Raw genomic sequence first — 26,654 nt, forward strand, 5'->3', positions numbered from 1 at the left:
TCGAGTCGGTTCCGGGAAGGCTGCGACTAGCCTAACCGGCGCCGTGACAGATCCCATCAATCCCCTGGACCGACCCCGGCGTGCGGATCGAGCCCGGAGACGGTAACTTGCGTACCGCAACCGACGATTATCACTGATAACATTTGCATCACCTTTAACTCTGGTAACAGGGAAAAAGCGCTAGCGTCTGATAACACTGATCGTCCACAACAGAAGTAGGGGCACGGCGGCTGTACAACACGGCGGTCATGTCCCTAGAGTGACCCCGAAACGATGGCTTTTTGCATCGCTCCTGTGATGTACCCGAGGTTAAGGACGGCTAGACCAGTGCTTCGCACCCGAGGATCGCGGATCGCCTTGTCCGCGCTCGCCATCGCAGCGAGCGCGTCGCTCGTTGCGCCGTCGACGGCAGTCGCGGCACCGGCCCCCGCGCCCGTTGCACCGAGGAACACCATTCCGATGGTTCCCGAGGGCGTCCCGATCGATACGCTCGCCTCGCTGGCCCCGGCCATCGTCGGCGCCATCGCCGGACCTGCCGATGCCAAGCCCATCGCGGATGCCCCGAAGAACGCCATCCTCGACCAGGTCCGGGCGCTGCTCAATGCGCTGAACCTGCCGCCGCAGATCAAGTCCACGCTGGAACGGATCATCACCTTCCTGGACGGCAGCGGCGGCGGCGGCCCGGAAGTCCCGCAGGGTGGCCCGGCCATCGCCCAGTTCCTCTACCCGACCATCGGCAAGGGCTGCATCGGCCCCGGTGCCGATTCGATCGGCACCGCACTGGCTGTCCCCGGCCCGGCCGAGCTGCCGCCGCCGGGACCGCAGGCCGGTCAGACCGGATTCGTATTCACCGCACTCGGCACCAAGTCGCCGACGCCGGAGCAGAATCCGCCGATGACGGTCCAGTGGCTGAATCTCGACACCCGTCAGTCCGGCGTCCAGCCGTTGACCGACGAGGCGCATATCAACCCGGACGGCCCGGCCACGCTTTCGGCGATCGTCAACACCGGCTCGGGCCGGGTCGTCGCGGTCGTCGGCGGTTCGCTGACCACCAAGGCCGATGACGCCGACCCGCGGACCTGCTCGTTCCTGCCGACGCTCGGCTTCTTCACCGTCGCCTAGCTGATGCTTTCGAAGCCCGGTGCCCCTGAGGGGGACCGGGCTTCGTCTTTTCGACACACATGGTGCGAATCGCCGCGATAGCGCGCCGTCATGAAGGGACTGTGGTAGACCGAAGTCATGGCGACTGTCGATGATTCGCTTCGGTCCGGTCCCTCGATCCATCCGGGTCATTCGATCCGGAGCAGGCGTTCGCGTCGATCGATCCTGTCCTTCCGCTCGGAAGGCTCGATTCTGTCCATCGGCTCGGCCTACTCGATCCTCTCGATCGGCAGCGTGGGCTCGGTGCTGTCCATCGGGGCCGTCGGATCCTTCGGCTCGGTGATCTCGTCCTTCTCCATCGGCAGCCTCGGCTCCGCCTTCTCCGGCATCTCTCGCTGGTCCCTGTTCTCTTGGCGCGGCGACCACGAAGCACCCGACAACCGACCCACGCTCCGCGTCGTCCCCGACGACGAACCCGAACTCCGCTTGGCCCCCACCTGCCACTGCCAAACCTGACGGATCAGATCAGGTGGAATCCATGGCGGCATCGGCCGAGAAGCACCCGCCACCAGTGCCACCTGATCTTGATCCCTTAGTCACCATTGGCCGTATTCGGCGGCGAGGATGTTGTTGACGTCGACGCCGATGCCGTCGATGGCGCGTTTGTCGATCTCGATCTGGTGCAGATGCGCGGACGGGTGTACGAACCCCTTGGGCGTGCCCCAATTGTGCTGCCAGTACCAGGAACCCAGGCCCGCGGCGCGTGCCAGTTCGATGGTCGGCGCATTGGCGTAGATACCGACGTTCTGTTTGCCGAGCACCGACTCCCAGCCGAGGATGTACGGCGCGATCATGGTCGCGAAATCGGCCGGTGTCGGGTTGTCGTCGATGGAGGCGTAGATCGGCCGGTTCTCCGGACCGCCCGCGGCCAGATGCAGTTCCAGGCCGCGATCGGCATGCTTCTTGCCCGCCTCCATGCCACCGCGCCAGTCGGCGGTCGCGCCCTTGCCGAACTGGTAGTTCGACACGATCGTCAGCCCGGCGGCGTGCAGTTGATCGACCTCCTTGGCGCGCAATGGTTTCCCCTCCATCCATTCGGCGCCCGGACGGCGATCTGAGACGTAACGGATGACGCCGAGGTGACCGTCATCCAGGATTGCGCCGGCGGAGGGAACACCGCCCGCGTAGTCGACGAGGGTGCCGAGCACACCGGCCGCCGAAGCGCGGGGCGCGGCGACTCCGACGGCGGCGGCCGCGGCGGTGTAGGCGAACAACTGGCGGCGAGACACAGAGATGGAACGCATCGCAGGACTCCTTCGCGCAAACCCGACATGGACAGGTAGCGTGCCCGGCGCACCTTCCCCAAGGTTCACTCGCGCGCCGGGAGCCTCGAACGTGCACTCATTTCACCATATTCACATTGGAACCGCCAGACCCACTGGAAACACGAATTCACACTTGCCACACTGGTCAACGGCTGGTTCTAGGCGATGCTGTCCAGGCGCGCCGCGACATCGATGGTGCGGCCCGAACTGTCGCTGAGTTCGTCACGCACCACCCCGGCAACCTGCGCGACGACCTGCTTCTTGATACCGGCCAACACACCGAGCGTCGCCGCCCGCATACCGCGCGCCTTGAACTCCAGCCGCAGGTCATCGGCCGCGGGCGGCGGCACATCGACGACGATGAGCAGCGGATCGGCCGCCCGCGCGGTCAGCACCAGTGGAATCTCGACGTCGGCGCGATACTGGTTGGCCTTGAGCACATCGACGGTGATGTCCAGGCTCACCGGCAGTGTCAGATCGAAGGAGACCGGCTCGTCCGAGCGATCCGTCAGCTGCGGCGTCAGAACATTGCCCTGCACCGTGACGGTGGCGGAGTCACGCGGTCCGGCGCGCAGCGGCCCGACCTCGATGGGACGGCCCGCCATCCGCTCGACGAATTCGAAGACCCGATCCCGGGTCACGATGCGGGAGAAGAACTGCTGCCCGAATTCGTCGTAGCCGATCCAGTCGAATTCGGCTTGGTCGACGTGCTCGGAACGGACGCCGTTGATGATGGCCTCGACGTCGAAGACCCGGCTGCGCCGCGCCTGCGGTTCGGCCAGCATCGCATTCACCCGATTGGCGACCTCGCGCTGCACCACCCCGGCGATCGGATCGAGCAACCACTCCCAGGCCGAATCGATGGCCTGGGCGCGCAGCACGAAGCTGACATCACGCGAGGCGATCGGCGGGATATCGATGACGATGAGCAGCGGATCCGCGGTGCGCGCATGCAGCGTGAGATCGATTTCGGCGACCGCCTCCAGCCGCATTTTCCGACCGCCGAGCAGCACCTTCACCGACATCGTCAGCGGTACGGTCACCTCGAAGGTGACGTGCGGGCCGTTGCGCAGAATGACCGGCTTGCCTACCTTGCCCTCGGCCATGAATCCGGCCAAACCCACTGGTCCGAGGGAGAACGGGCCGATTGCGATGCCGTGATCGGTCATCGCGGAGACGGCGGCGTCGATCCGTTCGGCCGTCACCGCGTGGGTGACGAATCGTTCCCCGAACTCGGCGTAGTCGATCCACACGGGATCGTCGGTCTGTTCCTCGATTGGCAGCATCAGAGTTTCCGAAACCCTCACCTCTCAACGGACAACCGACACGGTACGCGACGCAGATTCGGCGAGGTCGGGCCGACATCCCCACCCAGAGGTCCCTGTCCTGCTGATGAGGGGGTAGCAGGACAGGGACCGAAAGACGGCGCTGCCGGGCGCCGCCTAGTCAATGGTAAGTGCTAGCGGAGGACCCGCCGACAATGCATAGCCACTGGAAAGACCGGCTGAGTTACAACACTATTCACAAACGACCGAATCCCACCACCCCCGGCACCTCCACCAGTGCGAAACGATGGATCGCGACCTCGCCGAATTCGTTGCCGCCGATGGTCGTCACGGTCCCGTTCGCGGCCGTGAGCACGAAATTCGTGTGCTGGTTGAAGGGGCTCCCCTCGGCATAGAGCAGCACGTCACCGGTGCGCGGCTGATATCTCGAACCGGTCGGGGCGAAGCGGTCCGCACCCTGGTAGTACTCCTGCAGCGTGTACACACCGGGAATCCGCCACGATCCGGAATTCGGATTGGCCAGCGGTGCCCCCGCCTCGCGCAGCACCCAGCTGACGAAGTCGGCGCACCACGGTTCGTCGGAACCTTCGGCGTACTTCGGACCGCCGCCCTGCGCCTTGAATTCGCGTTCGAGAACCGCGACGATCCGTCCCTGCGTGGGGTCCAGCCCAGACCTGTCGATCGCGGGAAATATGGTCACGCGGTCTCCAGCGATTGCCGGTTGTGCGCGATCCTGCCACCAGCGCACCCCGACCACCCCCGCCGCGACCAGTGCAACCACGACCAGGCCGAGCACCGGCCACCAATACCTTTGCCGCTGGGCCACGTCGTGCTCCGACATACTCCCCCTCCAAGCGTTCAACTCCTGATCATTAGGACGAACGGACCCGCCCCGTGGTTCCCGCGAATGTGGACGAGGTTAGCGACTGTTCCGAATCTCCTGTCAGCGCATGACATTCAGTGATAGCCTGCGGTGGTCTTGGGATGCGGCGAAAACCAAACCGTATGTCGGCAAGTCGTTTTGTAGGTCGTCTAGGCGAGTTGCGTCGGACGTTAAAAGCTCGCTGGAAACCATGTAAGACCCGGCGTTGCCGGGCGGCGGTACTGCCACGAGCAGACCTGCGACTTCGGTTGCAGGCCAACCCTGGTGGAGTAATTCGTCAGGTCGTGCAAGCGTGCCACGCATTCTGACACGTTTCACGAACGGAGGTAAGGCCCTGGACACACTGTGGACGTTCGTGGTGCATCGGCGCGCACAGCTGGTCACCGATTCGTATTTGCATGTCTCGGCGGTAGTGCAGTCGATGCTGCTCGCGACAATCGTGGCCGTGCTGATCGGCATCCTGGTCTACCGCAGCCCGTTCGGATCCTCGGTGGCGACGGCGCTGGCAAGCGCCATACTCACCGTTCCGTCGTTCGCGCTGCTCGGGCTGCTGATTCCGTTCCTCGGACTCGGTGTCGGACCGACCATTACGGCGCTGGTGCTCTACGCCCTGCTGCCGATTCTGCGCAACACCATCATCGGTTTGGCCTCGGTGGACCCGGCGATCGTGGACGCCGCACGCGGGGTCGGCATGGACCGGCTCCGCGTACTCGCGCGCATCGAATTGCCGCTGGCCTGGCCGTCGATCCTGACCGGGATGCGGGTCAGCACCCAGATGATCATGGGCATTCTGGCCATTGCCGCCTATGCCAAGGGACCCGGACTCGGCAATCTGATCTTCTCCGGCCTGGCTCGGCTCGGTAGTCCGAATGCGGTGCCGCAGGCGCTGGTCGGGACGATCCTGATCGTCGTACTCGCGCTGATCCTCGATGGGATCTTCGTCATCGTCGGGCGACTCACCACCTCGAGGGGACTACGTGACTGATACCGAAATCCGCGGCGACAGTACGGCATCGGCGGTATCCGGCGTCGAGATCGTGCTCGACGAGGTCACCAAACACTATCCGGGCCAACGTGATCCGGCCGTCGATCGAGTTTCGCTGACCATCCCGGCGGGCGAAATCGTCGTCCTCGTCGGGCCGTCCGGCTGCGGTAAGACCACCACCATGCGGATGATCAACCGCCTCATCGAGCCGACCTCGGGCACCATCACGATCGGCGGACGCGATGTCACCGGCGTGAACCCGGACCAATTGCGCAGGGGCATCGGCTATTCCATCCAGCAGGCCGGGTTGTTCCCGCATCTAACGGTCGCGAAAAACGTTGCGACAGTGCCGGGTCTGATCGGCTGGGACCGCAAGAAGGTCGCCGCACGGACCGACGAAATGCTCGAGCTGGTCGGCCTCGATCCCGATACCTACCGCCATCGCTATCCCAGGCAGCTCTCGGGCGGCCAGCAGCAGCGCGTCGGAGTCGCCCGCGCATTGGCGGCCGATCCGCCGGTACTGCTGATGGACGAGCCGTTCGGCGCGGTCGATCCGATCACCCGCGGCCTGCTGCAGGACGAGTTGCTGCGGCTGCAATCCGAACTGGGTAAAACCATCGTGTTCGTCACCCACGATTTCAACGAGGCGGTGAAGCTGGGCGATCGAATCGCGGTGCTGGGCAATCAATCCCGGATTCTGCAGTACGACACCCCGGCGGCGATCCTGGCCGATCCCGCGGATGAGACGGTGGCCGGTTTCGTCGGCGCGGATGCCTCGCTCAAGCAGCTCACCCTCACCCGGGTCCGCGATGTCGAGCTCGGCAGCTGCCCGACGGCCCCGGAGTCCGATTCAGTCGACAGCCTCCGCGCCGCGCTGGCCGGACTGGATTGGCCATGGGCGCTGATTCTCGACGCGCAGCAGCGGCCATTGCGGTGGGTGTCGAGTGAGCAACTGGCACAGGCGAATTCGTTGCGTGATGTCGGCTCTTCGGTCGGTGAGCAGCTGTCACTGCAATCGACGCTGCAGGATGCGTTGGAGGCCTTGCTCGCCGAGCAGACCGCCACCGCGGTCGTCACCGGTCGGCGCGGTGAATACGCCGGATTGATCACGATCGATACGCTCGTCGGCCATCTGTCGGCCATGCGCGCCACGCATGCGGGCGCGGAGACGGATGCGACGACATGACCACGGCGACCACCGCACCGGCCACGGCATCGCCGACGACACTGCGTCGGGCCGAACGCATTCGGCTGCTGGTCCAACCGGCGCTCGTGCTGGTGCTCGCCGCGGGTGTGCTGGTGTGGGCATTCCGGCGCGATCTCACCGTCACCCAGCAGGCCAGTATCAGCGTTTCCAATATCGCGACCGTCACCTGGCAGCATGTGCTGATCACCGCGACGGTCGTGGTGATCGTCGTCGCGGTGGCGGTACCGCTGGGCACATTGCTTACGCGCCCCGGATATCGCCGTCTGGCACCGCTTTTCGTCGGTATCGCCAATATCGGCGCCGCCGCACCCGCGATCGGCCTGATCGTGCTGTTCTACCTCGCCACCCGCACCACCGGGTTCTGGATCGGCGTCGCGCCGATCGCCTTCTATTCGCTGCTTCCGGTGCTGCGCAATACGATCCTGGGCTACCAGCAGGTGGATCCCGCGGTCATCGATGCCGGACGCGGCCAGGGCATGTCGGCGCTGACGGTATTGCGCCGCATCGAATTTCCGCTCGCCATCCCGTATATCCTTGCCGGGCTGCGTACCTCGCTGGTGCTGGCCGTCGGCACCGCGACACTGTCGTTCCTGGTGAGCGCGGGTGGTCTCGGCATCCTGATCGATACCGGGTACAAGTTGCGCGATAACGTCACGCTGGTGGTCGGAGCCGTCCTCGCGGTCGCGCTGGCGCTGCTCGTCGACTGGCTCGGTGCGTTGGCCGAACAGTACCTGGGGCCGAGGGGGTTGAAGTGAGGGCGTGGGTGCTGGGCCTTGCGGCCGTATTCGTATTGAGCGCCTGCGGATTACAGTCCGGGAGCGCGGTGCCGCTGCGGGTGGGCCCCGGCAGTATACGTCCCGTGCCCGAGCTCGACGGTGTCTCGATTACGGTGGGTTCCAAGGACTTCACCGAGCAGAACATCCTGGGATATCTCATCGAATTCGCCCTGTCCGCAGCGGGTGCGCAGGTCCGGGATCTGACGAATATCCAGGGCTCCAACAGTGTTCGCGATGCCCAGCTGCACGGTCAGATCGATATCTCCTACGAATACACCGGCACCGGGTGGATCAACTATCTCGGCAACGAGACACCGGTTCCGGATGAGGTCGGACAGTTCGAGGCGGTGCGCGACGCGGATCTGGCCGCGCACGGCATCGTGTGGACGGATATGGCCCCCATGAACAACACCTACGCGCTGGTGATGAGCGCCGGCACCGCGAAGGAGACGGGTGTCGTCACACTGTCGGACTATGCCCGGCTGATCGCCACCGATCCGGCCGCCGCCGCGACGTGCGTCGGCACCGAATTCAATGTGCGCCAAGACGGTTATCCCGGAATGGCGCGCAAGTACGGGATCGATGTCGGGAAGGTGCACAAGCAGATCGTGCAGGATGCGGTGGTCTATCAGGCCACCGCCGATGCCAAGCAGTGCCGGTTCGGCTCGGTCGCCGCCACCGACGGCCGGATACCGGCGCTCGGGCTGGTCCTGCTGAAGGATGATCTGGGCTTCTTTCCGAAATACAATGCGGCACTGGTGATGCGGAAGTCCTTCGCCGACGCGCATCCACAGGTCGCCGACATCATGGCGCCGATATCGAAGAAGCTGACCAATGAGGCGATCACCGAATTGAATCGCCAGGTCGACGTGGATGGACGCGAACCCGCTGAGGTAGCGCGGGATTGGATGGTGGCGGAAGGGTTCGTCACGGCCCGCTGACGGGTCTGAGCTGCGCTGTGCGCGCTCAGACCCGGTCGAATCAGGCTTGCGGATCGCGACCCAGGTAGCGCAGCAACTCGGCGACCACCGTGTCGTCCGCCGCGCCGTCGACGATCGCCGCGTAGGCACCCCACTGACGCAGCGGCTCAACGATTTCCGCCTCTGGACCGCCGCCGGGCGCCGGGGTGATGGTCCGTGCGGCAGTGAGCAGGTGACCGGCGAGTTCGTCGTTCAGCGGGGACGGCTGTCCGGTCGCGATCGCGATATCCCAGGCGTGCACGGCCGCGTCCAAGGCGCACATGACCGCGGCGACCGGGGTCGGCAGCGCGCCGTGGGGCAGTGGAGTGGGTACGGTCTCGGTCTCGTCGGTGACGGTGGCCCAGGCGGTCGCGGTCTGCTCGACCGCATCGCGGACCAGCTCGGCGGCCGTGCCGTCGATGGCGCCGGACGGTCCGAAGGGGTTGTAGGTGGGGCCGATTCCGATACCGAGCGCCTTGGCGAATGCGAGCTGATCGCCCGCGGCGTGCTGAATCACCTGCGTGACATCCCATTCCGAGCACGGGGTCGCCAGCTGCCACTGGTCGTCGCCGATACCCGCGACCACATCGGTCAGTGCGCGGTAGGAGGTGGCGAGGACATCACGCCAGACGGGTCGCAGGGTCGCGGTGGCGTCGGCGGCGGTGGTGATGTTCATGGCTGGCCTTTCTTTTCCTTCTTGCTGATGTCACCAAGCCTATGAGGCCATTAGGCTAGTTTCGTTCCTAATACATCGGCTTCATCCAAAAAGATTTCCGGAGGCGACGGTGGCGGCCACCACAACGCGCGTTCTGCGCCTGCTCTCGCTGCTGCAAGACCGCGCGCATACCGGCCGTGAGCTGGCCGAACGGCTCGACATCACGGACCGGACGCTGCGCAACGACATCCAGCGACTGCGCGAACTCGGCTATCCGGTGCACGCCGAGCGGGGCGCGATCGGCGGTTACCGACTCGGCCGCGGTAGCACCATGCCGCCGCTGCTGCTCGACGACGATGAGACTGTCGCGGTGGCAGTGGCCATCGGCCTGGCCGAGGACGGTTCCACCGGCATCGCCGATATCACCGAGAACGCCGCACGCGCACTGGCGAAGCTCGAACAGATCCTGCCGAAACGCTTGCAGCGCAAGGTGACCGCGCTGCGCAACGCAACCGCCATCGGACCGGCGACCACCGGTTCACGCGAACCGGATGCCCCGGTCCCGGCCGCGATACTGACGACGGTCGCGAGCGCCATTCGCGATGGCGCCACCGTGCACATCGGACTGGATCCCGACGCGAACAACGAAATCGAGCCCTACCGACTGATCAACTGGCAGCGCCGCTGGTATCTGGTCGCCTATGACCTCGAAACCCATTCCTGGCGTGCGATTCCCGTCGCCCAGGTACAGCGCGCCGTCGCGGGGTCGCGCCGCTTCGCCGCACGGTCACTGCCCGACGACGACCTGGTGGCCTTCGTGATGCGCCATATCGCCAGCACGGGCTGGAAGGTGCATGCCCGGGTGACGGTCCTGGCGCCCGCCGAGACGGTGATCGCCCGCATCAACCCGGCCGTCGGCGTGGTCGAGGCCATCGACGCCGATACCTGCATCCTGCTGACCGGCGCGGATGCCCTGGAGACCATTGCCATTTACCTGAGCATGCTGATGATGGACTTCCGGGTCGACGGCCCACCGGAACTGGTTGCGCATCTGCGCACCCTCGCGCGGCGTTATACCGAGTCCGTCGAACTGGCACCGTAGCGTTATCCAACGTCGCGGCAAGGCTTTCGGTCGAAGTTAGGTTGGAGTGGGTATATGAACGGGGGGATCAACTCTTGATCCCGAGGGATCAGGAGGCATATCACCATGGCGGAGACCCGCCCTTCGATCGCCCGCTACCTGCGCGAGCGCCGTGAGGCGGCCGGACTCACCCAGGCCGCGATGGCCGTGGCGACCGGATTCCCGCAGAGGGTGATCGAGGATTTCGAACAGGGCGTGGTCGCGCCGACCTCGGCGACGCTGGGCCGGTTGTTCGATGCGCTGGGTGTACCGGTGTTCTTCCGCGACCACATCGTGAGTCTCACCCAGGCGAGCCAGTTTCCGGAGACCTTCGGCCCGGTGCCGAGCGTGCCGCTGCCCACCGATCTGCGCACTTTGCGCAGCCTTGCCCAGCCAGCCTGGTTCCAGATCGTGCCCACCTTCGATCTGGTCGCCGCGAACTCCGCTTACCTGCGGCTATTTCCCGGGCTCGAGCCCGGCGACAATATCCTCGAGTGGACGATGCTGAATCCGGCGGCCAAACAGGCCGTGCACGAGTGGCACAAGGAAGCGCATCTGATGGTCTACGCGCTGCGGATGATGGCGCCGGGCCTGGTGCCGCAGGAGCGGCTGGACAAGATCATCTCCGCCTGCCGGTCGGCGCCGGAGTGGGAGCAACTGTGGCTCACCGATGTCGCACCGGCCGATATCGCCAGGCAGTGGATCCAGGTGCGCGATCCGGCACGCCGCGAACTGCGCCGAATGACATTGAACGTCTTCATGTCCGAATTCCCGCGACGGCCATGGTGGATGTACTCCCTGGTGCCGATCGACTGAACCGCCGCCATCGAACGACAACGGGGCCGATCCTCGCCGTTGAGGATCGGCCCCGTGGCCGTTCGGGCTCATGACCCGATGATCAGGCGTGCCCGGTCTTATCGGCGGCATCGGCTGCCTTGCGCATCGGAATGACGAGCGTGAGCACGATGGCGACAATGGCTGCGGCCGTGGCGATCAGGAAGGTGCTGTGGAAGCCGTCGCGCGAGGGCAGTACATGCGAGCCGAGCTGCATCGTCATGTGGGCGAGCACCACGCTCATCACCGCCGCCGAGGTCGAGGTGCCGATCGAGCGCATCAGCGAATTGAGGCCGTTGGCCGCGGCAGTCTCCGTGAGCGGCACCGCGCCCATGATCAGCGCGGGCATCGCGGCATAGGCCAGACCGACACCGCCCGCGACGATCATCGCCGCGATCATCAGCTCCCAGACGCTGTTCATCAGCACCACCGCACACAGATAACCGACCGCGATCACCGCCGAACCGAGCGCCAGCGTGACCTTCGGGCCGCGCGCCGCCGACAGCCGCGCCGATACCGGCGACAGCAGGATCATCACGAATCCCGTTGGGGCCAGCGCCAATCCGGCATTGACCATGGACAGGCCGAAGCCGTATCCGGTCTGCTGCGGCGCCATCATCAGCTGCGGGAAGGTCAGCGACATCCCGTAGAGCGCGAAACCGACCGCAATGGAAGCAAGATTGGTGAACAGCACGCGCGGCCGCGCCGAGACCCGCAGGTCGACCAGTGGCGAGCGCTGCTTCAGTTCGAAGTAGCCCCAGATCAGGAATGTCACCAAGGAGAGCGCGAACAGGCCGAGCGTGCTCGCACTGCCCCAACCCCAGTCCGCACCCTTGGTGATCGGAATCAGCAAGGCCAGCAACGCAATCGACAGTCCGACCGCACCACCGAAATCGAAACGCGCAGGTGTGCGCACCGGCGACTCCGGTACGAAGACGAAAACCAGTGCGGCACAGACGACACCGAGCCCGGCCGCGGTCCAGAACAGCATGTGCCAATCCGCATTCTGCGCGATCGCCGCTGCCAGCGGCAGGCCGAGCGCACCGCCGACACCGAGTGTGGCACTCATGATCGCCATCGCGGAACCCACCTTCTCGGCGGGCAATTCGTCACGCATGATGCTGATGCCGAGCGGGATCGCGCCGACCGCCGCACCCTGCAGCGAGCGCCCGATGATTTCGGGTGCCAGCGCGGAAAATAGCGCGCACACCACCGAACCGGCGACCATCGACACCAGATTCGCGAACAGCACCCGGCGCTTGCCGAACATGTCGCCGAGTCGGCCACTGATCGGGGTCGCGACGGCACCGGCCAGCAGGGTCGCGGTGATCACCCAGGACGCATTGGACGCCGAGGTGTCCAGCAACGTCGGCAGCGTGGGAATGATCGGAATGACCAGCGTCTGCATCAGCGATACGACGACACCGACCATGCCGAGGGTCGCGATGAGTAGGCCGGATGCGGGACGGCGCCGGGCGTCGTTCTCGGTGACGGTCGAAGACGCGTCGGCTGCAACAGTCATGAATATGTACGGTACATATCCTATGTATCATGCACAATTTGCAATCGGCGTGATTCAGCCGACATAGTGTGGGCCATGCCCGAATCAGGTCCCGAGAATGACGATGAACTCACCCGCCTCGTCTTCGAGTTGACCCTGCTCTCCCGGCACTTCCCGGCCTCGCTGTTGCGCAGGCCCGGCTTCCAGCTCGATCGGTCGGCGTATCTGATCCTGACCAGACTGGAGATGGACTTCCCACTCAGCCTGCGCGAGCTGTCGGAGGCCTTCCAGCTCGATATCTCCACCATCAACCGGCAGGTCGCCGCGATGTTGAAGCAGGGCTTGGTCGAGCGCGTCCCCGATCCGGACGGCGGCATTGCCCGCAAGATCCGGGCCAGCGCCAAGGGCCTGGAATTGGTGACCGCCGATCGCGAGCAGAGTCAGGAGGGCATCGGCGCGGTCGTCGCCGACTGGACGGCCGCCGATATCGCGCAGTTGAGCGGGCTCATCTCCCGGTTCAATATGTCGATAGAGCATCTCGAGGAGAATCCGTGGCCGCGTCCACCCGCTCGGTAGGCCACCGAGTGGCGCGGCACCCGGGGCGTCGGGCAATATCGCTGCGGTGAGGTTCGGGTTCGGGGTGGTCGCGGCGTCACTGTTCGTGGCGTCGCCGCTCGCCGTCGCCTGCGGACTCGATACCGAGGCCGACGAATGGAACGGCTGGACGGTGACGGTGTACTACACCGCGGTCGAGTCCTATCATTCCGGGCCGCTGGAAGCCGTACGCGGCTGCAGCGATCTCGAATGCACCGACGCCAATGTCGAAATAGGCTCGCTACCAGAGGATTTCATCGACGTGGTGCGCGATGAGGGCACCGGCCGGATCACCAGCGGCGGGCACGCGGGGCAATATCTGAACTGGTCATACGATGTCGGCTTCTGGCTCGACACCGAACCGCGGGACACCCGGGGCGAGGCGCTGCATCCGTTCGAGAGTGCGGCCGCCGATGGTATCGAGCCGGGAACTCGATTGCGGCTCACCGGTTGCGGGAACGCAAGGCCCGACAGCGTATGTGGCAAATTCAGCGCCGCAACTTGGACGATCGGCGACGATTTCACGCCGGGACTCGGCGGCCCACGGCATCTGGACCTCTACATCGGCGAGGAAACTTCCGAAAGTTTCACCGAGGGGCCGGATTTCGTGACATTCACCGGTGCGACGCTCGAACCCGTCGAGCCCTGACCCCCTTCGAAATACACGCCGGGCGTAATGCCGTAGCAGCGCCGGAACCAGCGGGTCAGATGGGCTTGATCGGCGAATCCGGCATCGATCGCCGCCTGGCTGATCGGTCGGCCCGCGACGATCAGTCGGCGCGCCGTGCGCAGCCGCAGCAGTCGCTGGTAATCGCTGGGTGCCAGACCGTAATTGGTGCGGAAGGCGCGATACAGTGCGAATCGACTGCATTCCGCGGCTTCGGCCAGATCGTCCATGGAGATGGGGTCGAGATAGCGATCGTGCAATACCGCACGGACCCGTCGTGCGATATCGACTGCCGAACCAGCCTGTACCACAGCGCTTCTCGTCGGCTTTCGGGTGCCACGCTGCACCAGTGCCGCGACCGACGCCGCCAGGGCCTCGTCGGCGGCGAGTTCGGTGGCGGGGCCGATCAGACTCGCACAAAGCCTGTGCAGAGCCAATGAAAGCACCAGATCTCGGAGCACCGGGTCGACGAACAACGGCAGGCCGGTCGAGCGGCCCGCACGGTCGGAGAGCAGATCGGTGATCAACTCGGATCCGATATGCGCGATCCAATAGGTGAATCCGAGTTCGGTTGTGCTGTGGCCGTCGTGCGGCTCGTCCGGATTGAAGGCCATCACCATGCCCGCCACGCTGGTGCGCGTGGCGCCGCGGCAGTCGAAGGTCTGCGCACCGAATTCGGTCAGCCCGAACGAGTACGTCTCGTGACTGTGCAGGTCGTAGACGTGCCGTTCGAAATGCGCGTGCATGACCTCGACCGGGCGGTCCGCCATTCGCCGGTAGTCGACCCATTCCCGCTCGGTCACCTGCCCATTGTCACCGCACCAGCGTTCAATACTCGGGCGCGGCCCCCGCCGATGATCGACCTGTGCGTATCCGATTGCTATTGGTCCTGGTCATGGCGTTGTGGGGCAGTGCGTTCGCCTCCTCGAAACTTGCGGTCAACGAGGTGCCGCACGCGGTTGCCGGATTTCTGCGATTTCTGATCGGCACGGTCGTGCTGCTCATCGTGCTGCGAGCGCCGCGACTGCCCGCCGCCGATACCGCTCGCGCGGCCGGGCTCGGGTTGGTCGGCGTATTCGGCTATAACTTTCTGTTCTTTCTCGGGCTTGCCCTTGCCCCCGCGGCGGACGGCAGCGTGATCGTCCCGATGGCCGCACCGATTTTCACGGTAGTTGTGACGGCGTTGCTCAACCGTAAACGGTTGTCACACATCCGAATGGTGGGGCTGACCGTGGCGATCGCCGGTGCGGGCGTGTTCTTTCTCGGCATCCCCGCGACCGGATCCCATCGGCTGCTCGGCGATCTTGTCTTCCTCGCGGCGGCGGCCTGCTGGGCGAGTTACACGATGCTCGGAGCGCCGCTGCTGTCTCGGCTGTCCGCCCCTACCGTCACGGTGTACGCCACCGCAGCGGGCACCCTCGCGCTCGGGCTCATCGCCGCTCCTGAACTTTCCGACGTTCGGTGGTCCGAGCTGGACCTCGGATTCTGGCTCAATCAGACCTATCTCGGCGTGCTGCCCACCGCCCTCGCATATGTCCTCTACTACCGCCCGGTAAGTCAGGTCGGACCGGCGACCGCGGCGGCTGCAATGTTCCTCGTGCCCGCCTTCGGTCTCAGCTGCGCGTGGATGTTGCTCGGGGAGTCCATCTCGCTGACGCAGGCCCTCGGGGCCGCACTGATGTTCGTCGGCGCCTGGCTGAACAGTCGCAGCGACGCGCCGCGCGAAACGACGCCCGCGCCCGAACCGGTTGACGTGCGTTCCTGAGGTTTGGATGGCCGTCGGCGAGGCATTACGTGGATGACACGACCGTCTGAGCTAGGAGGATCGCGTGTCTTCTGCAGTGATCGCAATAGTGGTCGTCGTGGTGGTGGTTTTGGTCGTGGCCGGGTTGCTGGTCGCGGCTTGGCCGATGCTGCGGAGAAAGCGGCTGCGCGAGAAGTTCGGGCCCGAATACGACCGGACCAGGGAAGAGCTGGACAGCCGTAAAGCCACCGACCGTGAGCTGACCGAGCGGGAACGGCGCCATGCCGAGCTCGATATCCGGGAGCTGTCGGACCAGGAGAAGCAGCGGTATCGGACCGAGTGGGCGCGGATGCAGGAGCGCTTCGTCGATGCTCCGGCCGATGCGGTGACAGCAGCCGATGTGCTGGTGGCCGACATCATGGCCGAGCGCGGCTACCCCACCGAAGGATATGACCAGCAGCTCGCCGATCTGTCCGTCGAGCACGCGGCGACAGTCGGCCACTATCGCGCCGCACACGAGATCGCGATCCGGCGCTCCGATACCCGAATCTCCACCGAGGACATGCGATTCGCGGTGGTGCAGTACCGCGAGTTGTTCGAAGACCTGCTCGGCGGCGCGCCGAACGAGAAGAAGGATGCAAAGCGATGAGCACGGAACAGGATCGGGAGCGGAGTCTGGAAAACGAAGTGCCGGAAGGGGTTTCGCCGACTGCGACACGCACCGGGACCGAGGGTGACTCGGCTGCGCCGTATGGGTCGGTGCCGATATCGGAGGCTGAGGCGAGCGGGGGCGGGGCCACATCGGCTGCGGGCTCGGCTGGGAGGGAGGGGACAGGCGAGAGCACGGCGGCGGCAGACCAGCGCACGCCCGCAGGCGAGGGCACGGCCACGGGGAGCACTGCGGCAGGCACGAGCACAGTCGCAGACGAGCGTACGGCGGCAGACGAGAGCGCGGACACAGATGAGCGCACGGCCGCAGGGCAGCAGGAAGTCGGCGATCAGCCACTCTTCGGTGCCGCCGATGTCGAGCGCCTACGCACGGCATGGCGGCAGTTGCAGGGCAGTTTCGTGGACAGCCCGCACGACGCGGTGACACAGGCCGACGATCTGGTCATGGCGACAGTTCAGCAGTTGTCCGCCACGCTGGCCGAGCGCAAGCAGTCGCTAGAACGACTGTGGTCGCGCGAGGAGGACGGCGATACCGAGGATCTACGGCTGGCGCTGCGCAGCTACCGCGCCTTCTTCGACCAGTTGGTCGGCACCGGGAAGTAGCGCGATTCAGGCCGATGCGGCAAAGGAGTTCAGCTGCAGGCTCTTGTATCGAGCCCGGACCTTCTCGTATCGGAATCGGTTGTGGGCCAACGGCGTCAGGGTGAGCCGACGCGGCAGGTGTTGCCAAGCGAGGGTGGCAACCGTTGTGTACAAGGCGAATTCGAGGCGGTGCCGGGTCTTCCAGTCCGGCCCGAGCAGTCCGCGCATTTTCGGATGCGCCGCGCCTGCCGAGCAGATCAGGACCGAACGGGTCGCGACGGGCGGCGTGGCACGCCACAGCGGTTCTGCGAGCACGCGCACGATCGCGGGCAGCAGCGTCGGGAGCGGAAGGGTGTTGAGGCCGCGTCGGGCGAATTGCAGGAATTCGTTGATGGCCGCCAACCAACCGCTGCGCTCCTGGAATTCGTCGCTGCCGCCCGCACCGATCCGGAAATCGCCGATGCGGTCGTCGACCTCATCGCACAGATCGACACCCTGGCCTTCGCAACCGTCACCGATATCGCGCCGACCCTGGCCGCCACTCCCGGTGCGCGCGACTGGCTACGCATCACCGTCTCCTCGATGTGCGGAACTGTGGCGGTGACCGCCCTCCCCGGCGGCGCCTCGTTCGCGCCCGCCCGACCCAACCTGCGCGACAACATCCTCGCCGGACTGGACCGCCTCATCTCCGCCGGATGATGTATGTGAAACACGTATGTCGCATGGGCGCGCCGATACCATAGGCTTGCGCCGTGATTTCCGAGCGTGCAGTGGTCGACGGGCGTTTCGAGTTGCTCGAGCCGCTCGGTAGCGGCGGTATGGGGACGGTCTGGCGTGCGTATGACCTCGCGCTGCATCGCGAGGTCGCGCTCAAGGAGGTGCGGGCCGAGACCGATGGCGCAGGCTCGCCCGGCGTGCACCGCGAGCGGGTATTGCGGGAGGCCAGGGCGTTGGCCCGGATCGGTCATCCGAATGTCGTTGCCATCCACCACATCGTGGATTCACCCGAAGTGGCGCATCCATGGATTGTCATGGAACTGGTTCGCGGACAAAGTCTCGCCGATCACCTGGCGAGCGGACCGATGCCGCCTTTACAAGTGGCGCACCTCGGCCGGGGCATCCTGGCCGCCCTCCGTGCCGCGCATCAGGTGGGTGTACTGCACCGCGATATCAAACCCGCGAATGTGCTCCTGCGCGAAGACGGTTCACCGGTCCTGACCGATTTCGGTATCGCCGCGATCAACGGCATGAACGGTTTGACCTCCACCGGCAGCGTGGTCGGCTCACTGGATTATGTTGCGCCGGAGCGACTCAGTGGTCAGGAGGGCCATACCGCCTCTGATCTGTGGTCACTCGGTTTGCTGCTGTATTTCGCGGTGGAGGGGTTTCACCCGATGCGGCGTGAGTCGACCGTCGCCACGCTCGCTGCCGTCATCAGAGGGGAAGTGCCGCCGCCGCAGCGGGCTGGAGTGTTGACCGCGGTTTTGTCGGCGCTGTTGGTGCCTGATCCGGATCGTCGGCCGACGGCCGAGCAGGCGGATTTGATGCTTGCGCAGGCGGTTGCGGCGGGTGGGTTCGGCAGTGCGGCAGGGGTGTTCGATGGGGCGGGGGCGGGCAGTGATCCAGGGGCCTTCGGTGGGTCGGGTGCAGGTAATGGTCCGGGGGCGTTCGGCGGGCCGGGCGCAGGCAGTGATCCAGGCGCCTTCGGCAGGCCGGGCGCAGGCAGTGATCCAGGCGCCTTCGGCAGGCCGGGCGCAGGTAATGATCCAGGCGCGTTCGGTGGGCGGAGTGGGTTCAGTACCCCGAGTGCGGCCGATGCGCCGGGCGGATTCAGTACCTCCGGAGCGGCCCATGGACCCAGCTTCAGCACACCAGGCGCAGCCTACGGACTCGGCGGAGTCGGCACTCCCAGCGGATTCGACACGCCAGGCGCGGGCAATGCGCACGATGCCTTCAATATGCCTGGCTCAGTCGGCGAGATCCGCGGATCCAGCGGCACGACACCCTCGCCGCACCCATATGGCTCGGCGAAACCCACTGCACACAAACCACTCTCACGCGGGATCGTCATCGGTCTCGCGGCCGCCGCAGTCATCGCCGCCATCGTCGCCACGTTAGCGATAGTCGCCTTACGGCCCGATTCGTCCGGCAACCAGGCCACTCCTAGCAATCCACCCGCGACCAACGAATTCCCCACGACAAGTCGTTCCGCAAGCCCGTCCGGAGCCCCGGGGACCGGCAAACCCGTCGACCTCCTGACCCCGACCAGCATCCGCCAGGCCATCGCTGCACTCGAAAAGGTCTCCGGCAGCGAGGAATTCAACGAGGCAACGTTCTATCCGACCTATGCCGACGTCGGCGCCCCGGTCAAGAACAACCCCAACCTCTACGACCTCTTCGTCTACCGCGACGGAACAGCCACCCGAAAGGGCGCAGGCGGCCCACTCTCGGACAAAGCCACCGTCAAGCTGAGCGCTATCAACTGGGACATCCTCCCCGACCTGTTCCGCACCGCCGACGAAAGCCTCGGCATTCCCACCCCCACCCTCCGCTACGTAATCGTCGACCCGGCCTGGACCTTCAACAACGACAAGCCGACAGTCATGGTCTACCTGACCGACGATTACGGCGGCGCCTACCTGGCCGCCGACACCGACGGCACCGTAGTAACCAAATACCCCAGAGGCCGCTAGCCTCAACGACTTTCACTGCGATCGGCACGAAAACACCTGCACCTGACTCGAATTAGGTGTCACAGCGGATTCGACGACCTCAAATATTCGTACCGGGAATAACACACCGCCCATCGGGCCCGATATTCCCGATGATCATCCCATCCGACAACGTACAAAAGCTGCCGATCTGAACGCACTCCTGATGCGTATTCATAACCATCTGGTCCCCACAGGGCGTCCCAGGATCATCCGGACCAGCCTGCGCAGTCACCGGAAAAAGCGCCGCGCCAACCCCTGCAGCACCAGTAGCAACCAATAGCGAAATACGAAGCATGATCAATCCTCCAATCCGATGACGGATCGCGAGCATTCCTCTATCAAAACCGCCCGATCGTCGGCATATCACACCGAACAAAACCATCCCCGACCAGCACGATCCTACTCTCCCCGGCTCAGCTCAGCTGGCGACCGTAACGGACTACTTCGCGGCCTGGTCGGTCACCGCGCGCACGACGTTTTCGAGGGCGTCCGCGGTTTGGTCGAGGGCGCGGGTGCTGCGTTGGGCTCGACACATGGCGACGGTGCCTTCGATGGCGGCGACGATCAGGGTGGCGGTTCGGTCGGCGACGGCGGGGGTTGCGCCGTGGGTGCGGAGGGAATCGGCGAGTAGTTCGGTCCAGTGGTCGAAGGCGGCGGCTGCGGCGCGGCGGGGTTCGTCGTCGGCCTCGGACTGGTCTTCGACCGAGACGGCCAGTACTGGGCATCCCGCGCCGAAATCGCTGTCCACCACTACTTTTCGCCACATGTCCACGAATGCGCGTAGCCCGGCGACCGGGCCGGCGGGGAGTTCCTTGGCAAGTTTGCGCGCGGCCAAGGCGTCGGCGAAGCGGACGGCTTCGGCGGCGAGTTGGGATTTGCCGCCGGGAAAGTAGTGATAGGTCGAGCCGAGGGGGGCGCCGGAGTGCTTGGCCAGTTCGCGCACGCTGGTCGCGTTCAGCCCGCGACGGCGCAGCATGTCGGCCGCACCGGCCACCATCCGATCTCGCGCCTCCGATTGCGCCATCACACTCCCTTGCTCATAACGACTGTCATAGCGTACCGTCCACGTCATATAACAGTCGTTATAACGGAGGTGCTCCCATGCCGATGATCCAGCTCACCCTGCCCGCGGCGGTCTTGTCCCCTGAGACCCGCCGAACCTTGCAGCAGACGCTGCCCGCCACCCTGCTGAAGTGGGAGGGCGCCCCCGACAACGCGTTCTTCCGCGCGCAGGCGTGGTGCCGCATCGACGAAGTACCGGATGGCGGCTTCAGCAGCGCAGAGGACGACCTGCCGCGGTTCCGAGTCGATGTCACCGTGCCGGAGGGCGCGCTATCCGATCGACGCAAGGAGGGCCTGATCAAAGAGGTGACCGCCGATGTGCTGGCCGCCGCCGGACTCGGCGTGGACGACGCACTGCGCGTCTGGGTGCTCATCCACGAACAGCCCGAGGGCACCTGGGGCGCGGCAGGCACCGTGGTGCGCTTCGCCGAACTGAAAGCCCTTGCGGCACAGGCGCACAGCTGATGCGGGAACTGAACTCCCTGCGCACCAACCACCTCGGATGGCAGGGACGCCCCGATCCAGTTCTAGCCGACGCGCGGGATGCGATCGTGCGCCCGTTCGTCGCCGGCCGCTGCACGGCGACACCATGCCCATTCACCGCCACGTCTCGCGTGCCATGCATCTGGGCATCCGGGCCGGGCTGATCGACCCCGTGGTGTCCGGTATCTGCGGGCCGGTCCCGTTCCAGGGCCCCTTCGGGATCGGCCATGAATGCATTGCCGAAGTTCTCGAAATCGGTTCGGGTGTAACCGGACTCACGCCCGGCGACTTCGTCGTCGTGCCGTGGGCGGTCTCGTGCGGCGAGTGCCGCGAATGCATGCGCGGACTCACCGCCAAATACTCCACCACCCGCACCGGCCCGCTGGCCGCCTTCGGATTCGGACCCGCCAGCGGACCGTGGGGCGGCATGGTCGCCGACCGCCTGCGCATCCCATACGCCGACCACATGCTCGTGTGCCTACCCGACGGACTCGACCCGCTGCGGGTAGCCGCCGCCAGCGACAACCTCGCCGACGCATGGCGCTGCGTCGTCGCGCCGCTGACAGAACGACCTGGCGGGGTCGGTGCTCATCCTCGGTGGCGCGGCCCAGAGCATCGGGCTCTACGCCGCCGGGCTGGCCGTCGCGCACGGCGCCGAGGTCGTCGACTACGTCGATCACCGGTCCGAACGCCTCGCAATCGCCGAAAAGCTGGGTGCGCGAGCGCATTCGGTCAAGAAGGGGAAGCTGCGCCGCGCGGATCTGCCGTCGCGCCGCTACGACATCGTGGTCGAGGGCACCTCCACCGCCGCCGGTGTCGACGCCGCCCTGCGGGCGTTGCAACCCGGCGGGATCTGCACACCGGTCGGCTATTACCTCCCGCCGGGTACGAAGGTGCCACTGATGCACATGTACGCGAACGACGCGACCCTGAAAATCGGTGTCTCCCAAGTGCGTCCGGTGCTACCGGCCCTGCTGGACTTCGTCGCTCGCACGGACTTCCCCGCCGAAACCGTCACCACCCTGCTCGCCGACTGGGACGACCCCCGACGCCTACCGAGCCCACACCACCAAACTCGTCCTGCACCGGCCACCCCTCGGCGTCGACTGACCGCACCCGGCTATCTCGGATCGAGTGCCGGGGCGACCCAGGTGGTGAGGTAAGTGCGAAGTTCTGCGCCGCGGCGGGGTGGGCGGCCGGGGTCGATGACGAACGACTGGACGATGCGCAGCGGTCAAAAGCGCGCCCCCGCCATCTCGCCATCGCTTGACCATACATATACGACTAGATGTATGGTCAAACCAGTCGGCTTGATCGAAGGAACACAATGACCCCTCCACCACGCCCCAAACAGCTCGACTCGCCCGTTTTGCCGAAGATCTTCAAATACACAGGCAAAATCCAAGTTTGGGTCTACAAACGCACCGGTGGACGCATCGGCGGAAAATGGCGCATCGGCGCCGGCTTCCGCAAGCCGGTACCGACGCTGCTGCTCGAGCACCGAGGCCGGAAATCCGGGACCACCCACACCACACCGCTGCTCTATATCACCGACGGCGCCGACACGGTTATCGTCGCGTCCCAGGGCGGCCTCGCCAAACACCCGCAGTGGTACCACAATCTGCGCGCCACCCCCGACACCCACATCCAAATCGGCCGCGAACGCCACGCCGTGCACGCAGTCACCGCCGACCCGCAACAACGCGCACGTCTGTGGCCGAAGCTGGTCGACGCCTACGCCGACTTCGACACCTACCAAGCATGGACCGAGCGCGAAATCCCGGTCGTCATCCTCCGCCCCCACATCGCGCTCGACTGACCCCGTACTGTGCGGCACAGTGCCGAAATCGGTCACAATCGAGCGATGCCAGGCACGGTGAGCGCTATCGACCCGAAAACGCGTAGGACAACGACCGCGCTGCGCGGACGAATGAGCAAGAGCTACAAGGCAATCAGTCAGCGCACAGGACGGCTCAGGCTACTTCCGGCTGTCTGCTTCGCACTCGGTGCAGGTCTGGCCGTCGCCGTCGCGACCTACGGGTTCCTGCACCGGATCATGCCCGCCAGCCAAGAAAAGGCGGCGCCGATCGATATCACCCGCGTCTCGTTGACCGTCGTCGCCGGAGTCGGCGGGGTCGTCGCTCTGGTGATTGCCTACCGCCGCCAGCGCGACGTCGAGCAGAGCAGGTTCGTGGAACGCTTCGGCGCTGCTGCCGGTCAGCTCGGGGCGACCGATGTCGCGGTCCGTATCGCCGGGGTGTACGCAATGGCTGGGGCCGCCGACGAATCCGACGGGCTGCGCCGCCAGCAATGCATCGACGTCCTCTGCGGCTACCTGCGCCTGCCCTACGATCCCGACCACAGCAGCAGTGCCCGCACCAAGCTCGTCACCACCGTTCCCCGCATTGACGGCGGCGAAACCGAAGAGCACATCGAGTACCGGCAGAACGACCGGGAAGTCCGTCGAACCATCGTCCGGGTCATTGCCGAACATTTGCGATCCGAAGCCGAATACAGCTGGTCGACAAGCAATTTCGACCTTCGCACCGCGCACCTCGAGGAAGCCGCCTTCAGCGCCGCAACTTTTTCGGGCAACACCTGGTTCGACAGGGCGACGTTCGACGGCGCCGCCCAGTTCGACGAGGCGATTTTCAACGGCCCCGCCGGGTTCGACGGGGCAACGTTCAACGGACCCGCCGGATTCGGCGCAGCGGCCTTCAACGGCCGCACCCGGTTCAGTGAGACCACGTTCAACAGCAGCGCCGAGTTCCGACGAGTGGTACTCAACGGTGACGCCCGGTTCTACCGGGCAGCATTCAACGGCCACGCCGAGTTCCAAGAAGCGACGTTGAGCCGCGCGGAATTCTATCGGGCTACGTTCGACGGCCACGCCTGGTTCGACAAGGCTACCTTCAAGGGCGACACCGTATTTCACGGAGCCAGGTTCTACGGTCGCGCCGAGTTCAATGCAGCGACATTCAACGACGCCGCCGAGTTCGGCAAGGCGACGTTCGACGGTCGCACCGGGTTCCAAGACACGGCGTTCAACGGCGAGGTGCGGTTCACCGAAGCGACGTTCAACGGTGGCGCCGGGTTCAAAGGCGTGCGGTTCACCGCTCCGACCACCTTCTCGAATACCGACTTCGGTTCCGAGCAGGTCGTTTTCGACCTCCCGGTACGGTGGGGCCCACCCGCTCCGGAATTCGACTGGGATCAGGACATCGCGATGAAACCGGTGAACGTCGAGCCGCAGGACTGGCCGCCCGCTACAGCGCCATCATGATGGTGAAAGCGAGAATGCTTGCGCGGCAGGCCACGTCCGCGACAATGCTGCGTCGGCGACTACGCTCACCGCAATATCGGCATAGGTCACGTGATCAACGAGGGAAGGCGCAATGGAGGATCTCGCCGCGCGATTCGAGGAGCTGGGTCGCCTGGTACCGATCCCCCACCCGTGGGATATAACGGAATACATCGCGCGGGTGGCAGAGTACCGGGGACGGCCGATCACGTTGTGCCCGATCGACGTCGGCGCACTGTCGGGGAACGGATGCGGCACCGGAAGCGGCCTGTGGATTGCCCGGGAAGACGACGACGTGATCATGTACGGGGCCGACTCCGAATGGCATGCCGATCACATCATCGCCCACGAGATCGGTCACATGCTGCTCGGCCACGGAGGGACCGCGAGCGATCCCAGTGGTGCCGCGGCTGATCTGCCATTGCGCGAATTGATGCCATCGCTGTCACTGGAAACCATCCGCAGCGTACTGCGCCGCCAAGACTACGGCAGCGAGCGCGAGCACGCCGCCGAAACCTTCGCCGACCTGCTGCTCGTCGAAGCGATGCTGCCGAAGCGGTCGGCGAGCCGGTTCCGCTCGACGTTCTTCCGAAACCGGCATCGGTGAAATGACCTCTCCGATCCCGGGTCTGATCACCTGGCCTGTACTGATAGGTATGACGTTGGCACTCGTCGGTCGGTGGTGGCTGTTGCGGGACAGCATCGTCGACCGGCTCATCAACCGCGGGCTCGCCGCCTCTCTCTTAGAACAACTGTTACGGGAGGCTTGGTTCGAAAAGTCACTGGCCTGGCTGCTGCCCGGCGACGACAGCGACGTGGTGAACATCGCCCGTCAGCTCTCGCTGGGAGCAACCGTGTTGACCATCTCGCATATCTACGGCGTTGCCAAGTTGTGGGCAGGCGCCGATCCCGCCCACACGTGGCGCAGGCAGCGGCGCTATTACCTCGTCACGACCACCGTCACCGCCGTCATCCTGATCGCGGGGACACCCGCCCGCCGCGCCGACCAGTTGATCGACCAGACCCTGGGCTGGCCTGCCGTCGTGGTCTGGGTCGCGTTTTCCCTGCCGCTCGGCGCTACGGCCCTGCTCATCGGCCGGGTATGGGTGCGCGAGATGCGCGCCGCAGGCGACACCACCTGGCAGGAGCGTGCACTGTACGCAGAGGTCCTCGGCACCGCGGCGGGCACGGGGATCGTCGCGGTCGTCTACCCGCTCGAGACCACCATCAGTGTGATGACAGGCCATCCGTTATTCGATCCCGAGATGCACTGGAAAGCATGGAGCGGCTTCTGCCTCTCCGCCGTCGGCGCTCCCGCCGTGGTCACGGTGCCACTGATCAGCACCCTGCTCACCCACATCGGATGGGACCGCACCGGCCGATACTGCCGCCGCCTGCGGCCGATGTGGGCCGATCTCACCGCAGCCGTTCCCGAAATCGTCCTGGAGATGCGGCGCAACCAAATCGGCCGAACAGACCCGGCCATCCGTCTGCACCGCATGACGGTCGAGATCCGCGACAGCCTGCTGCATCTCAAGCGCTACAGCAACAGCCCTGACGATCTGGCCGCCACCGGCGGTGACCCACATATCTATGCCCGCCGCGTCGCCGAGGCCATTGCCACCAAAGCTGCCGGGCACCCGCCGAGCGCGAGCCGGTTCACGCCCCAGCCCCAAGTCCAACCGGGGGCACGGGACCTCACCGCGGAGCTGCGCCATCTACTCGCACTTGCCAAGGCATGGCCCCACGTCCGCGGCCTGACCCCGTCAACCTCGAACCACCTGAGGTAATGCGGTGGCGCCGGCCCACCGCCGCACCGCTACGGCACGAGTGCCGGCTGGTCCACGGTCCATAGCCACGACCCGTCGGGCTGGCGTCGGGCGATCTCGACGGTCACCTCGCCGGTGGTCAGCGTGGACGCTGTCAGTGCCAGGTCACCGCTCACCAGCGCTGGATGCTGCCTACCCGGCGAGAGCACCGGCGCGGCCGCGACGAACTGCTCATACACCTTGCGGATCTCCGCATGTCCGGTCGCGAGGTTGCCCGGTGGAAACGCCAGCACGGCAGTCGGCTCATACAACGCCACCAGCCCGTCGACGTCGCCCGCGTTGGCGCGCTCGATGAAGTACCTGCCCAGGTCGTTCGGGGCAGTGGCCACTTTCTGGTTTGTCATATTGATAAGCCTCCCAACGAATCACGACATCCT

General features: G+C 65.5%; 30 protein-coding genes and 2 pseudogenes. 22 read left to right on the forward strand and 10 right to left on the reverse strand.

The window, feature by feature from the left end; translation table 11 throughout:
* Positions 1 to 327 precede the first annotated feature (327 nt).
* Complete coding sequence (locus tag ACFYOW_RS41055; protein WP_387296035.1) at positions 328 to 1,122, forward strand: hypothetical protein; 795 nt, start codon at positions 328 to 330, stop codon at positions 1,120 to 1,122.
* Positions 1,123 to 1,239: 117 nt separating this feature from the next.
* Positions 1,240 to 1,617, forward strand: coding sequence for a hypothetical protein (locus ACFYOW_RS41060; RefSeq protein ID WP_357470745.1), 378 nt, complete (start codon positions 1,240 to 1,242; stop codon positions 1,615 to 1,617).
* Between the two features lie 80 nt (positions 1,618 to 1,697).
* Here ACFYOW_RS41060 and ACFYOW_RS41065 read toward each other — a convergent pair whose 3' ends face one another.
* The 3 genes from ACFYOW_RS41065 to ACFYOW_RS41075 form a co-directional block, all read right to left on the reverse strand.
* Positions 1,698 to 2,405, reverse strand: coding sequence for a DUF1906 domain-containing protein (locus tag ACFYOW_RS41065; protein WP_387296037.1), 708 nt, complete (start codon positions 2,403 to 2,405; stop codon positions 1,698 to 1,700).
* Between the two features lie 179 nt (positions 2,406 to 2,584).
* On the reverse strand, positions 2,585 to 3,712 hold the full coding sequence (locus ACFYOW_RS41070) for a hypothetical protein (protein ID WP_387296039.1): 1,128 nt from the start codon (positions 3,710 to 3,712) through the stop codon (positions 2,585 to 2,587).
* Positions 3,713 to 3,947: 235 nt separating this feature from the next.
* A complete protein-coding gene (locus ACFYOW_RS41075; RefSeq protein ID WP_387296041.1) occupies positions 3,948 to 4,553 on the reverse strand; it encodes a CHAP domain-containing protein in 606 nt (201 codons plus the stop codon).
* A 376-nt stretch (positions 4,554 to 4,929) separates the two neighbouring features.
* Between ACFYOW_RS41075 and ACFYOW_RS41080 the strand changes: the two genes are divergently transcribed.
* From ACFYOW_RS41080 to ACFYOW_RS41095, 4 genes are read left to right on the forward strand one after another with little or no spacing between them, the layout of a single operon-like run.
* Entirely contained in the window at positions 4,930 to 5,580 is a 651-nt protein-coding gene (locus ACFYOW_RS41080) for an ABC transporter permease (RefSeq protein ID WP_387296269.1), read from the forward strand.
* On the forward strand, positions 5,573 to 6,766 hold the full coding sequence (locus ACFYOW_RS41085; protein ID WP_387296043.1) for an ABC transporter ATP-binding protein: 1,194 nt from the start codon (positions 5,573 to 5,575) through the stop codon (positions 6,764 to 6,766). The genes ACFYOW_RS41080 and ACFYOW_RS41085 overlap by 8 nt, the downstream gene beginning before the upstream one ends.
* On the forward strand, positions 6,763 to 7,542 hold the full coding sequence (locus ACFYOW_RS41090) for an ABC transporter permease (RefSeq protein ID WP_387296045.1): 780 nt from the start codon (positions 6,763 to 6,765) through the stop codon (positions 7,540 to 7,542). The genes ACFYOW_RS41085 and ACFYOW_RS41090 overlap by 4 nt, the downstream gene beginning before the upstream one ends.
* Positions 7,539 to 8,504: a glycine betaine ABC transporter substrate-binding protein gene (locus ACFYOW_RS41095; RefSeq protein WP_387296047.1), complete on the forward strand. Its 966-nt coding sequence runs from the start codon at positions 7,539 to 7,541 to the stop codon at positions 8,502 to 8,504. The genes ACFYOW_RS41090 and ACFYOW_RS41095 overlap by 4 nt, the downstream gene beginning before the upstream one ends.
* A gap of 40 nt (positions 8,505 to 8,544) precedes the next feature.
* Here the strand turns inward: ACFYOW_RS41095 and ACFYOW_RS41100 are convergent, their stop codons facing one another.
* Positions 8,545 to 9,198, reverse strand: a complete 654-nt coding sequence (locus ACFYOW_RS41100; RefSeq protein ID WP_387296049.1) for a TIGR03086 family metal-binding protein — start codon at positions 9,196 to 9,198, stop codon at positions 8,545 to 8,547.
* 109 nt (positions 9,199 to 9,307) lie between these two features.
* Here ACFYOW_RS41100 and ACFYOW_RS41105 point away from each other — a divergent pair, with 109 nt between their 5' ends.
* Complete coding sequence (locus ACFYOW_RS41105) at positions 9,308 to 10,279, forward strand: helix-turn-helix transcriptional regulator (protein WP_387296051.1); 972 nt, start codon at positions 9,308 to 9,310, stop codon at positions 10,277 to 10,279.
* A gap of 105 nt (positions 10,280 to 10,384) precedes the next feature.
* Positions 10,385 to 11,113 (forward strand): helix-turn-helix domain-containing protein, encoded by a 729-nt coding sequence (locus ACFYOW_RS41110; protein ID WP_387296053.1) that lies wholly within the window; start codon positions 10,385 to 10,387, stop codon positions 11,111 to 11,113.
* Between the two features lie 82 nt (positions 11,114 to 11,195).
* Here the strand turns inward: ACFYOW_RS41110 and ACFYOW_RS41115 are convergent, their stop codons facing one another.
* On the reverse strand, positions 11,196 to 12,653 hold the full coding sequence (locus ACFYOW_RS41115; protein ID WP_387296055.1) for an MFS transporter: 1,458 nt from the start codon (positions 12,651 to 12,653) through the stop codon (positions 11,196 to 11,198).
* Positions 12,654 to 12,728: 75 nt separating this feature from the next.
* On the opposite strand from ACFYOW_RS41115, the gene ACFYOW_RS41120 reads away from it, so the two are divergent.
* Together ACFYOW_RS41120 and ACFYOW_RS41125 are read left to right on the forward strand one after the other, a co-directional pair.
* Positions 12,729 to 13,208 (forward strand): MarR family winged helix-turn-helix transcriptional regulator, encoded by a 480-nt coding sequence (locus tag ACFYOW_RS41120; protein WP_387296057.1) that lies wholly within the window; start codon positions 12,729 to 12,731, stop codon positions 13,206 to 13,208.
* 46 nt (positions 13,209 to 13,254) lie between these two features.
* Positions 13,255 to 13,875, forward strand: a complete 621-nt coding sequence (locus ACFYOW_RS41125) for a hypothetical protein (RefSeq protein ID WP_387296059.1) — start codon at positions 13,255 to 13,257, stop codon at positions 13,873 to 13,875.
* Here the strand turns inward: ACFYOW_RS41125 and ACFYOW_RS41130 are convergent.
* Positions 13,785 to 14,696: an AraC family transcriptional regulator gene (locus tag ACFYOW_RS41130; protein WP_387296061.1), complete on the reverse strand. Its 912-nt coding sequence runs from the start codon at positions 14,694 to 14,696 to the stop codon at positions 13,785 to 13,787. The two genes, ACFYOW_RS41125 and ACFYOW_RS41130, sit on opposite strands and share 91 nt — an antisense overlap.
* 62 nt (positions 14,697 to 14,758) lie before the next feature.
* Here ACFYOW_RS41130 and ACFYOW_RS41135 point away from each other — a divergent pair, with 62 nt between their 5' ends.
* The 3 genes from ACFYOW_RS41135 to ACFYOW_RS41145 all read left to right on the forward strand — a co-directional run bounded on the left by ACFYOW_RS41135 (position 14,759) and on the right by ACFYOW_RS41145 (position 16,909).
* The gene (locus tag ACFYOW_RS41135) at positions 14,759 to 15,658 is read left to right on the forward strand and encodes a DMT family transporter (RefSeq protein ID WP_387296063.1); all 900 of its coding nucleotides are present in this window, start codon (positions 14,759 to 14,761) and stop codon (positions 15,656 to 15,658) included.
* A gap of 64 nt (positions 15,659 to 15,722) precedes the next feature.
* Entirely contained in the window at positions 15,723 to 16,286 is a 564-nt protein-coding gene (locus ACFYOW_RS41140; RefSeq protein WP_387296065.1) for a hypothetical protein, read from the forward strand.
* Positions 16,283 to 16,909, forward strand: a complete 627-nt coding sequence (locus ACFYOW_RS41145) for a hypothetical protein (protein ID WP_387296067.1) — start codon at positions 16,283 to 16,285, stop codon at positions 16,907 to 16,909. The genes ACFYOW_RS41140 and ACFYOW_RS41145 overlap by 4 nt, the downstream gene beginning before the upstream one ends.
* A gap of 6 nt (positions 16,910 to 16,915) precedes the next feature.
* Here the strand turns inward: ACFYOW_RS41145 and ACFYOW_RS41150 are convergent, their stop codons facing one another.
* Positions 16,916 to 17,290, reverse strand: a complete 375-nt coding sequence (locus ACFYOW_RS41150; RefSeq protein ID WP_387296069.1) for a hypothetical protein — start codon at positions 17,288 to 17,290, stop codon at positions 16,916 to 16,918.
* On the opposite strand from ACFYOW_RS41150, the gene ACFYOW_RS41155 reads away from it, so the two are divergent.
* Positions 17,264 to 17,587, forward strand: coding sequence for a hypothetical protein (locus ACFYOW_RS41155; protein WP_387296071.1), 324 nt, complete (start codon positions 17,264 to 17,266; stop codon positions 17,585 to 17,587). The genes ACFYOW_RS41150 and ACFYOW_RS41155 overlap by 27 nt on opposite strands.
* A gap of 53 nt (positions 17,588 to 17,640) precedes the next feature.
* Positions 17,641 to 19,581, forward strand: a complete 1,941-nt coding sequence (locus tag ACFYOW_RS41160; protein WP_387296073.1) for a serine/threonine-protein kinase — start codon at positions 17,641 to 17,643, stop codon at positions 19,579 to 19,581.
* Between the two features lie 460 nt (positions 19,582 to 20,041).
* Here the strand turns inward: ACFYOW_RS41160 and ACFYOW_RS41165 are convergent, their stop codons facing one another.
* Complete coding sequence (locus ACFYOW_RS41165; RefSeq protein WP_387296271.1) at positions 20,042 to 20,626, reverse strand: TetR/AcrR family transcriptional regulator; 585 nt, start codon at positions 20,624 to 20,626, stop codon at positions 20,042 to 20,044.
* Between the two features lie 77 nt (positions 20,627 to 20,703).
* On the opposite strand from ACFYOW_RS41165, the gene ACFYOW_RS41170 reads away from it, so the two are divergent.
* From ACFYOW_RS41170 to ACFYOW_RS41180, 3 genes and pseudogenes are all read left to right on the forward strand, one after another.
* On the forward strand, positions 20,704 to 21,129 hold the full coding sequence (locus tag ACFYOW_RS41170) for a 4-oxalocrotonate tautomerase family protein (RefSeq protein WP_387296075.1): 426 nt from the start codon (positions 20,704 to 20,706) through the stop codon (positions 21,127 to 21,129).
* Between the two features lie 154 nt (positions 21,130 to 21,283).
* Positions 21,284 to 21,547: pseudogene (locus tag ACFYOW_RS41175) on the forward strand (alcohol dehydrogenase catalytic domain-containing protein); the annotation flags it as partial.
* A 184-nt stretch (positions 21,548 to 21,731) separates the two neighbouring features.
* Positions 21,732 to 22,310, forward strand: coding sequence for a zinc-binding dehydrogenase (locus ACFYOW_RS41180; protein ID WP_387296077.1), 579 nt, complete (start codon positions 21,732 to 21,734; stop codon positions 22,308 to 22,310).
* Here the strand turns inward: ACFYOW_RS41180 and ACFYOW_RS41185 are convergent.
* Positions 22,268 to 22,378 (reverse strand): annotated as a pseudogene (locus ACFYOW_RS41185) (TetR family transcriptional regulator); the annotation flags it as partial. The gene ACFYOW_RS41180 and the pseudogene ACFYOW_RS41185 sit on opposite strands and share 43 nt — an antisense overlap.
* Positions 22,379 to 22,474: 96 nt before the next feature.
* Between ACFYOW_RS41185 and ACFYOW_RS41190 the strand changes: the two are divergent.
* The 4 genes from ACFYOW_RS41190 to ACFYOW_RS41205 all read left to right on the forward strand — a co-directional run bounded on the left by ACFYOW_RS41190 (position 22,475) and on the right by ACFYOW_RS41205 (position 26,238).
* Complete coding sequence (locus ACFYOW_RS41190; protein WP_387296079.1) at positions 22,475 to 22,966, forward strand: nitroreductase family deazaflavin-dependent oxidoreductase; 492 nt, start codon at positions 22,475 to 22,477, stop codon at positions 22,964 to 22,966.
* A gap of 45 nt (positions 22,967 to 23,011) precedes the next feature.
* Positions 23,012 to 24,430 (forward strand): pentapeptide repeat-containing protein, encoded by a 1,419-nt coding sequence (locus tag ACFYOW_RS41195; protein ID WP_387296081.1) that lies wholly within the window; start codon positions 23,012 to 23,014, stop codon positions 24,428 to 24,430.
* A gap of 112 nt (positions 24,431 to 24,542) precedes the next feature.
* Positions 24,543 to 25,055 carry a hypothetical protein gene (locus ACFYOW_RS41200; protein WP_387296083.1) on the forward strand — a complete coding sequence of 171 codons (513 nt, stop codon included), beginning with the start codon at positions 24,543 to 24,545 and terminating at the stop codon, positions 25,053 to 25,055.
* A 1-nt stretch (position 25,056) separates the two neighbouring features.
* Positions 25,057 to 26,238 carry an MAB_1171c family putative transporter gene (locus tag ACFYOW_RS41205; protein ID WP_387296085.1) on the forward strand — a complete coding sequence of 394 codons (1,182 nt, stop codon included), beginning with the start codon at positions 25,057 to 25,059 and terminating at the stop codon, positions 26,236 to 26,238.
* Between the two features lie 29 nt (positions 26,239 to 26,267).
* On the opposite strand, the gene ACFYOW_RS41210 is transcribed toward ACFYOW_RS41205, so the two are convergent.
* Positions 26,268 to 26,621 (reverse strand): YybH family protein, encoded by a 354-nt coding sequence (locus tag ACFYOW_RS41210; RefSeq protein ID WP_387296087.1) that lies wholly within the window; start codon positions 26,619 to 26,621, stop codon positions 26,268 to 26,270.
* Between the last annotated feature and the right edge of the window lie 33 nt (positions 26,622 to 26,654).

Source organism: Nocardia sp. NPDC006982 (genome assembly GCF_042869435.1).
Lineage (GTDB): Bacteria > Actinomycetota > Actinomycetes > Mycobacteriales > Mycobacteriaceae > Nocardia.

Coding starts and splice junctions, on each gene's coding strand:
- ACFYOW_RS41210 (WP_387296087.1), bottom strand. CDS start 26,621: ATGACAAACCAGAAAGTGGCCACTGCCCCGAACGACCTGGGCAGGTAC.
- ACFYOW_RS41165 (WP_387296271.1), bottom strand. CDS start 20,626: ATGGCGCAATCGGAGGCGCGAGATCGGATGGTGGCCGGTGCGGCCGAC.
- ACFYOW_RS41115 (WP_387296055.1), bottom strand. CDS start 12,653: ATGACTGTTGCAGCCGACGCGTCTTCGACCGTCACCGAGAACGACGCC.
- ACFYOW_RS41065 (WP_387296037.1), bottom strand. CDS start 2,405: ATGCGTTCCATCTCTGTGTCTCGCCGCCAGTTGTTCGCCTACACCGCC.
- ACFYOW_RS41075 (WP_387296041.1), bottom strand. CDS start 4,553: ATGTCGGAGCACGACGTGGCCCAGCGGCAAAGGTATTGGTGGCCGGTG.
- ACFYOW_RS41190 (WP_387296079.1), top strand. CDS start 22,475: ATGACCCCTCCACCACGCCCCAAACAGCTCGACTCGCCCGTTTTGCCG.
- ACFYOW_RS41195 (WP_387296081.1), top strand. CDS start 23,012: ATGCCAGGCACGGTGAGCGCTATCGACCCGAAAACGCGTAGGACAACG.
- ACFYOW_RS41100 (WP_387296049.1), bottom strand. CDS start 9,198: ATGAACATCACCACCGCCGCCGACGCCACCGCGACCCTGCGACCCGTC.
- ACFYOW_RS41145 (WP_387296067.1), top strand. CDS start 16,283: ATGAGCACGGAACAGGATCGGGAGCGGAGTCTGGAAAACGAAGTGCCG.
- ACFYOW_RS41200 (WP_387296083.1), top strand. CDS start 24,543: ATGGAGGATCTCGCCGCGCGATTCGAGGAGCTGGGTCGCCTGGTACCG.
- ACFYOW_RS41205 (WP_387296085.1), top strand. CDS start 25,057: ATGACCTCTCCGATCCCGGGTCTGATCACCTGGCCTGTACTGATAGGT.
- ACFYOW_RS41060 (WP_357470745.1), top strand. CDS start 1,240: ATGGCGACTGTCGATGATTCGCTTCGGTCCGGTCCCTCGATCCATCCG.
- ACFYOW_RS41070 (WP_387296039.1), bottom strand. CDS start 3,712: ATGCTGCCAATCGAGGAACAGACCGACGATCCCGTGTGGATCGACTAC.
- ACFYOW_RS41170 (WP_387296075.1), top strand. CDS start 20,704: ATGCCGATGATCCAGCTCACCCTGCCCGCGGCGGTCTTGTCCCCTGAG.
- ACFYOW_RS41090 (WP_387296045.1), top strand. CDS start 6,763: ATGACCACGGCGACCACCGCACCGGCCACGGCATCGCCGACGACACTG.
- ACFYOW_RS41110 (WP_387296053.1), top strand. CDS start 10,385: ATGGCGGAGACCCGCCCTTCGATCGCCCGCTACCTGCGCGAGCGCCGT.
- ACFYOW_RS41120 (WP_387296057.1), top strand. CDS start 12,729: ATGCCCGAATCAGGTCCCGAGAATGACGATGAACTCACCCGCCTCGTC.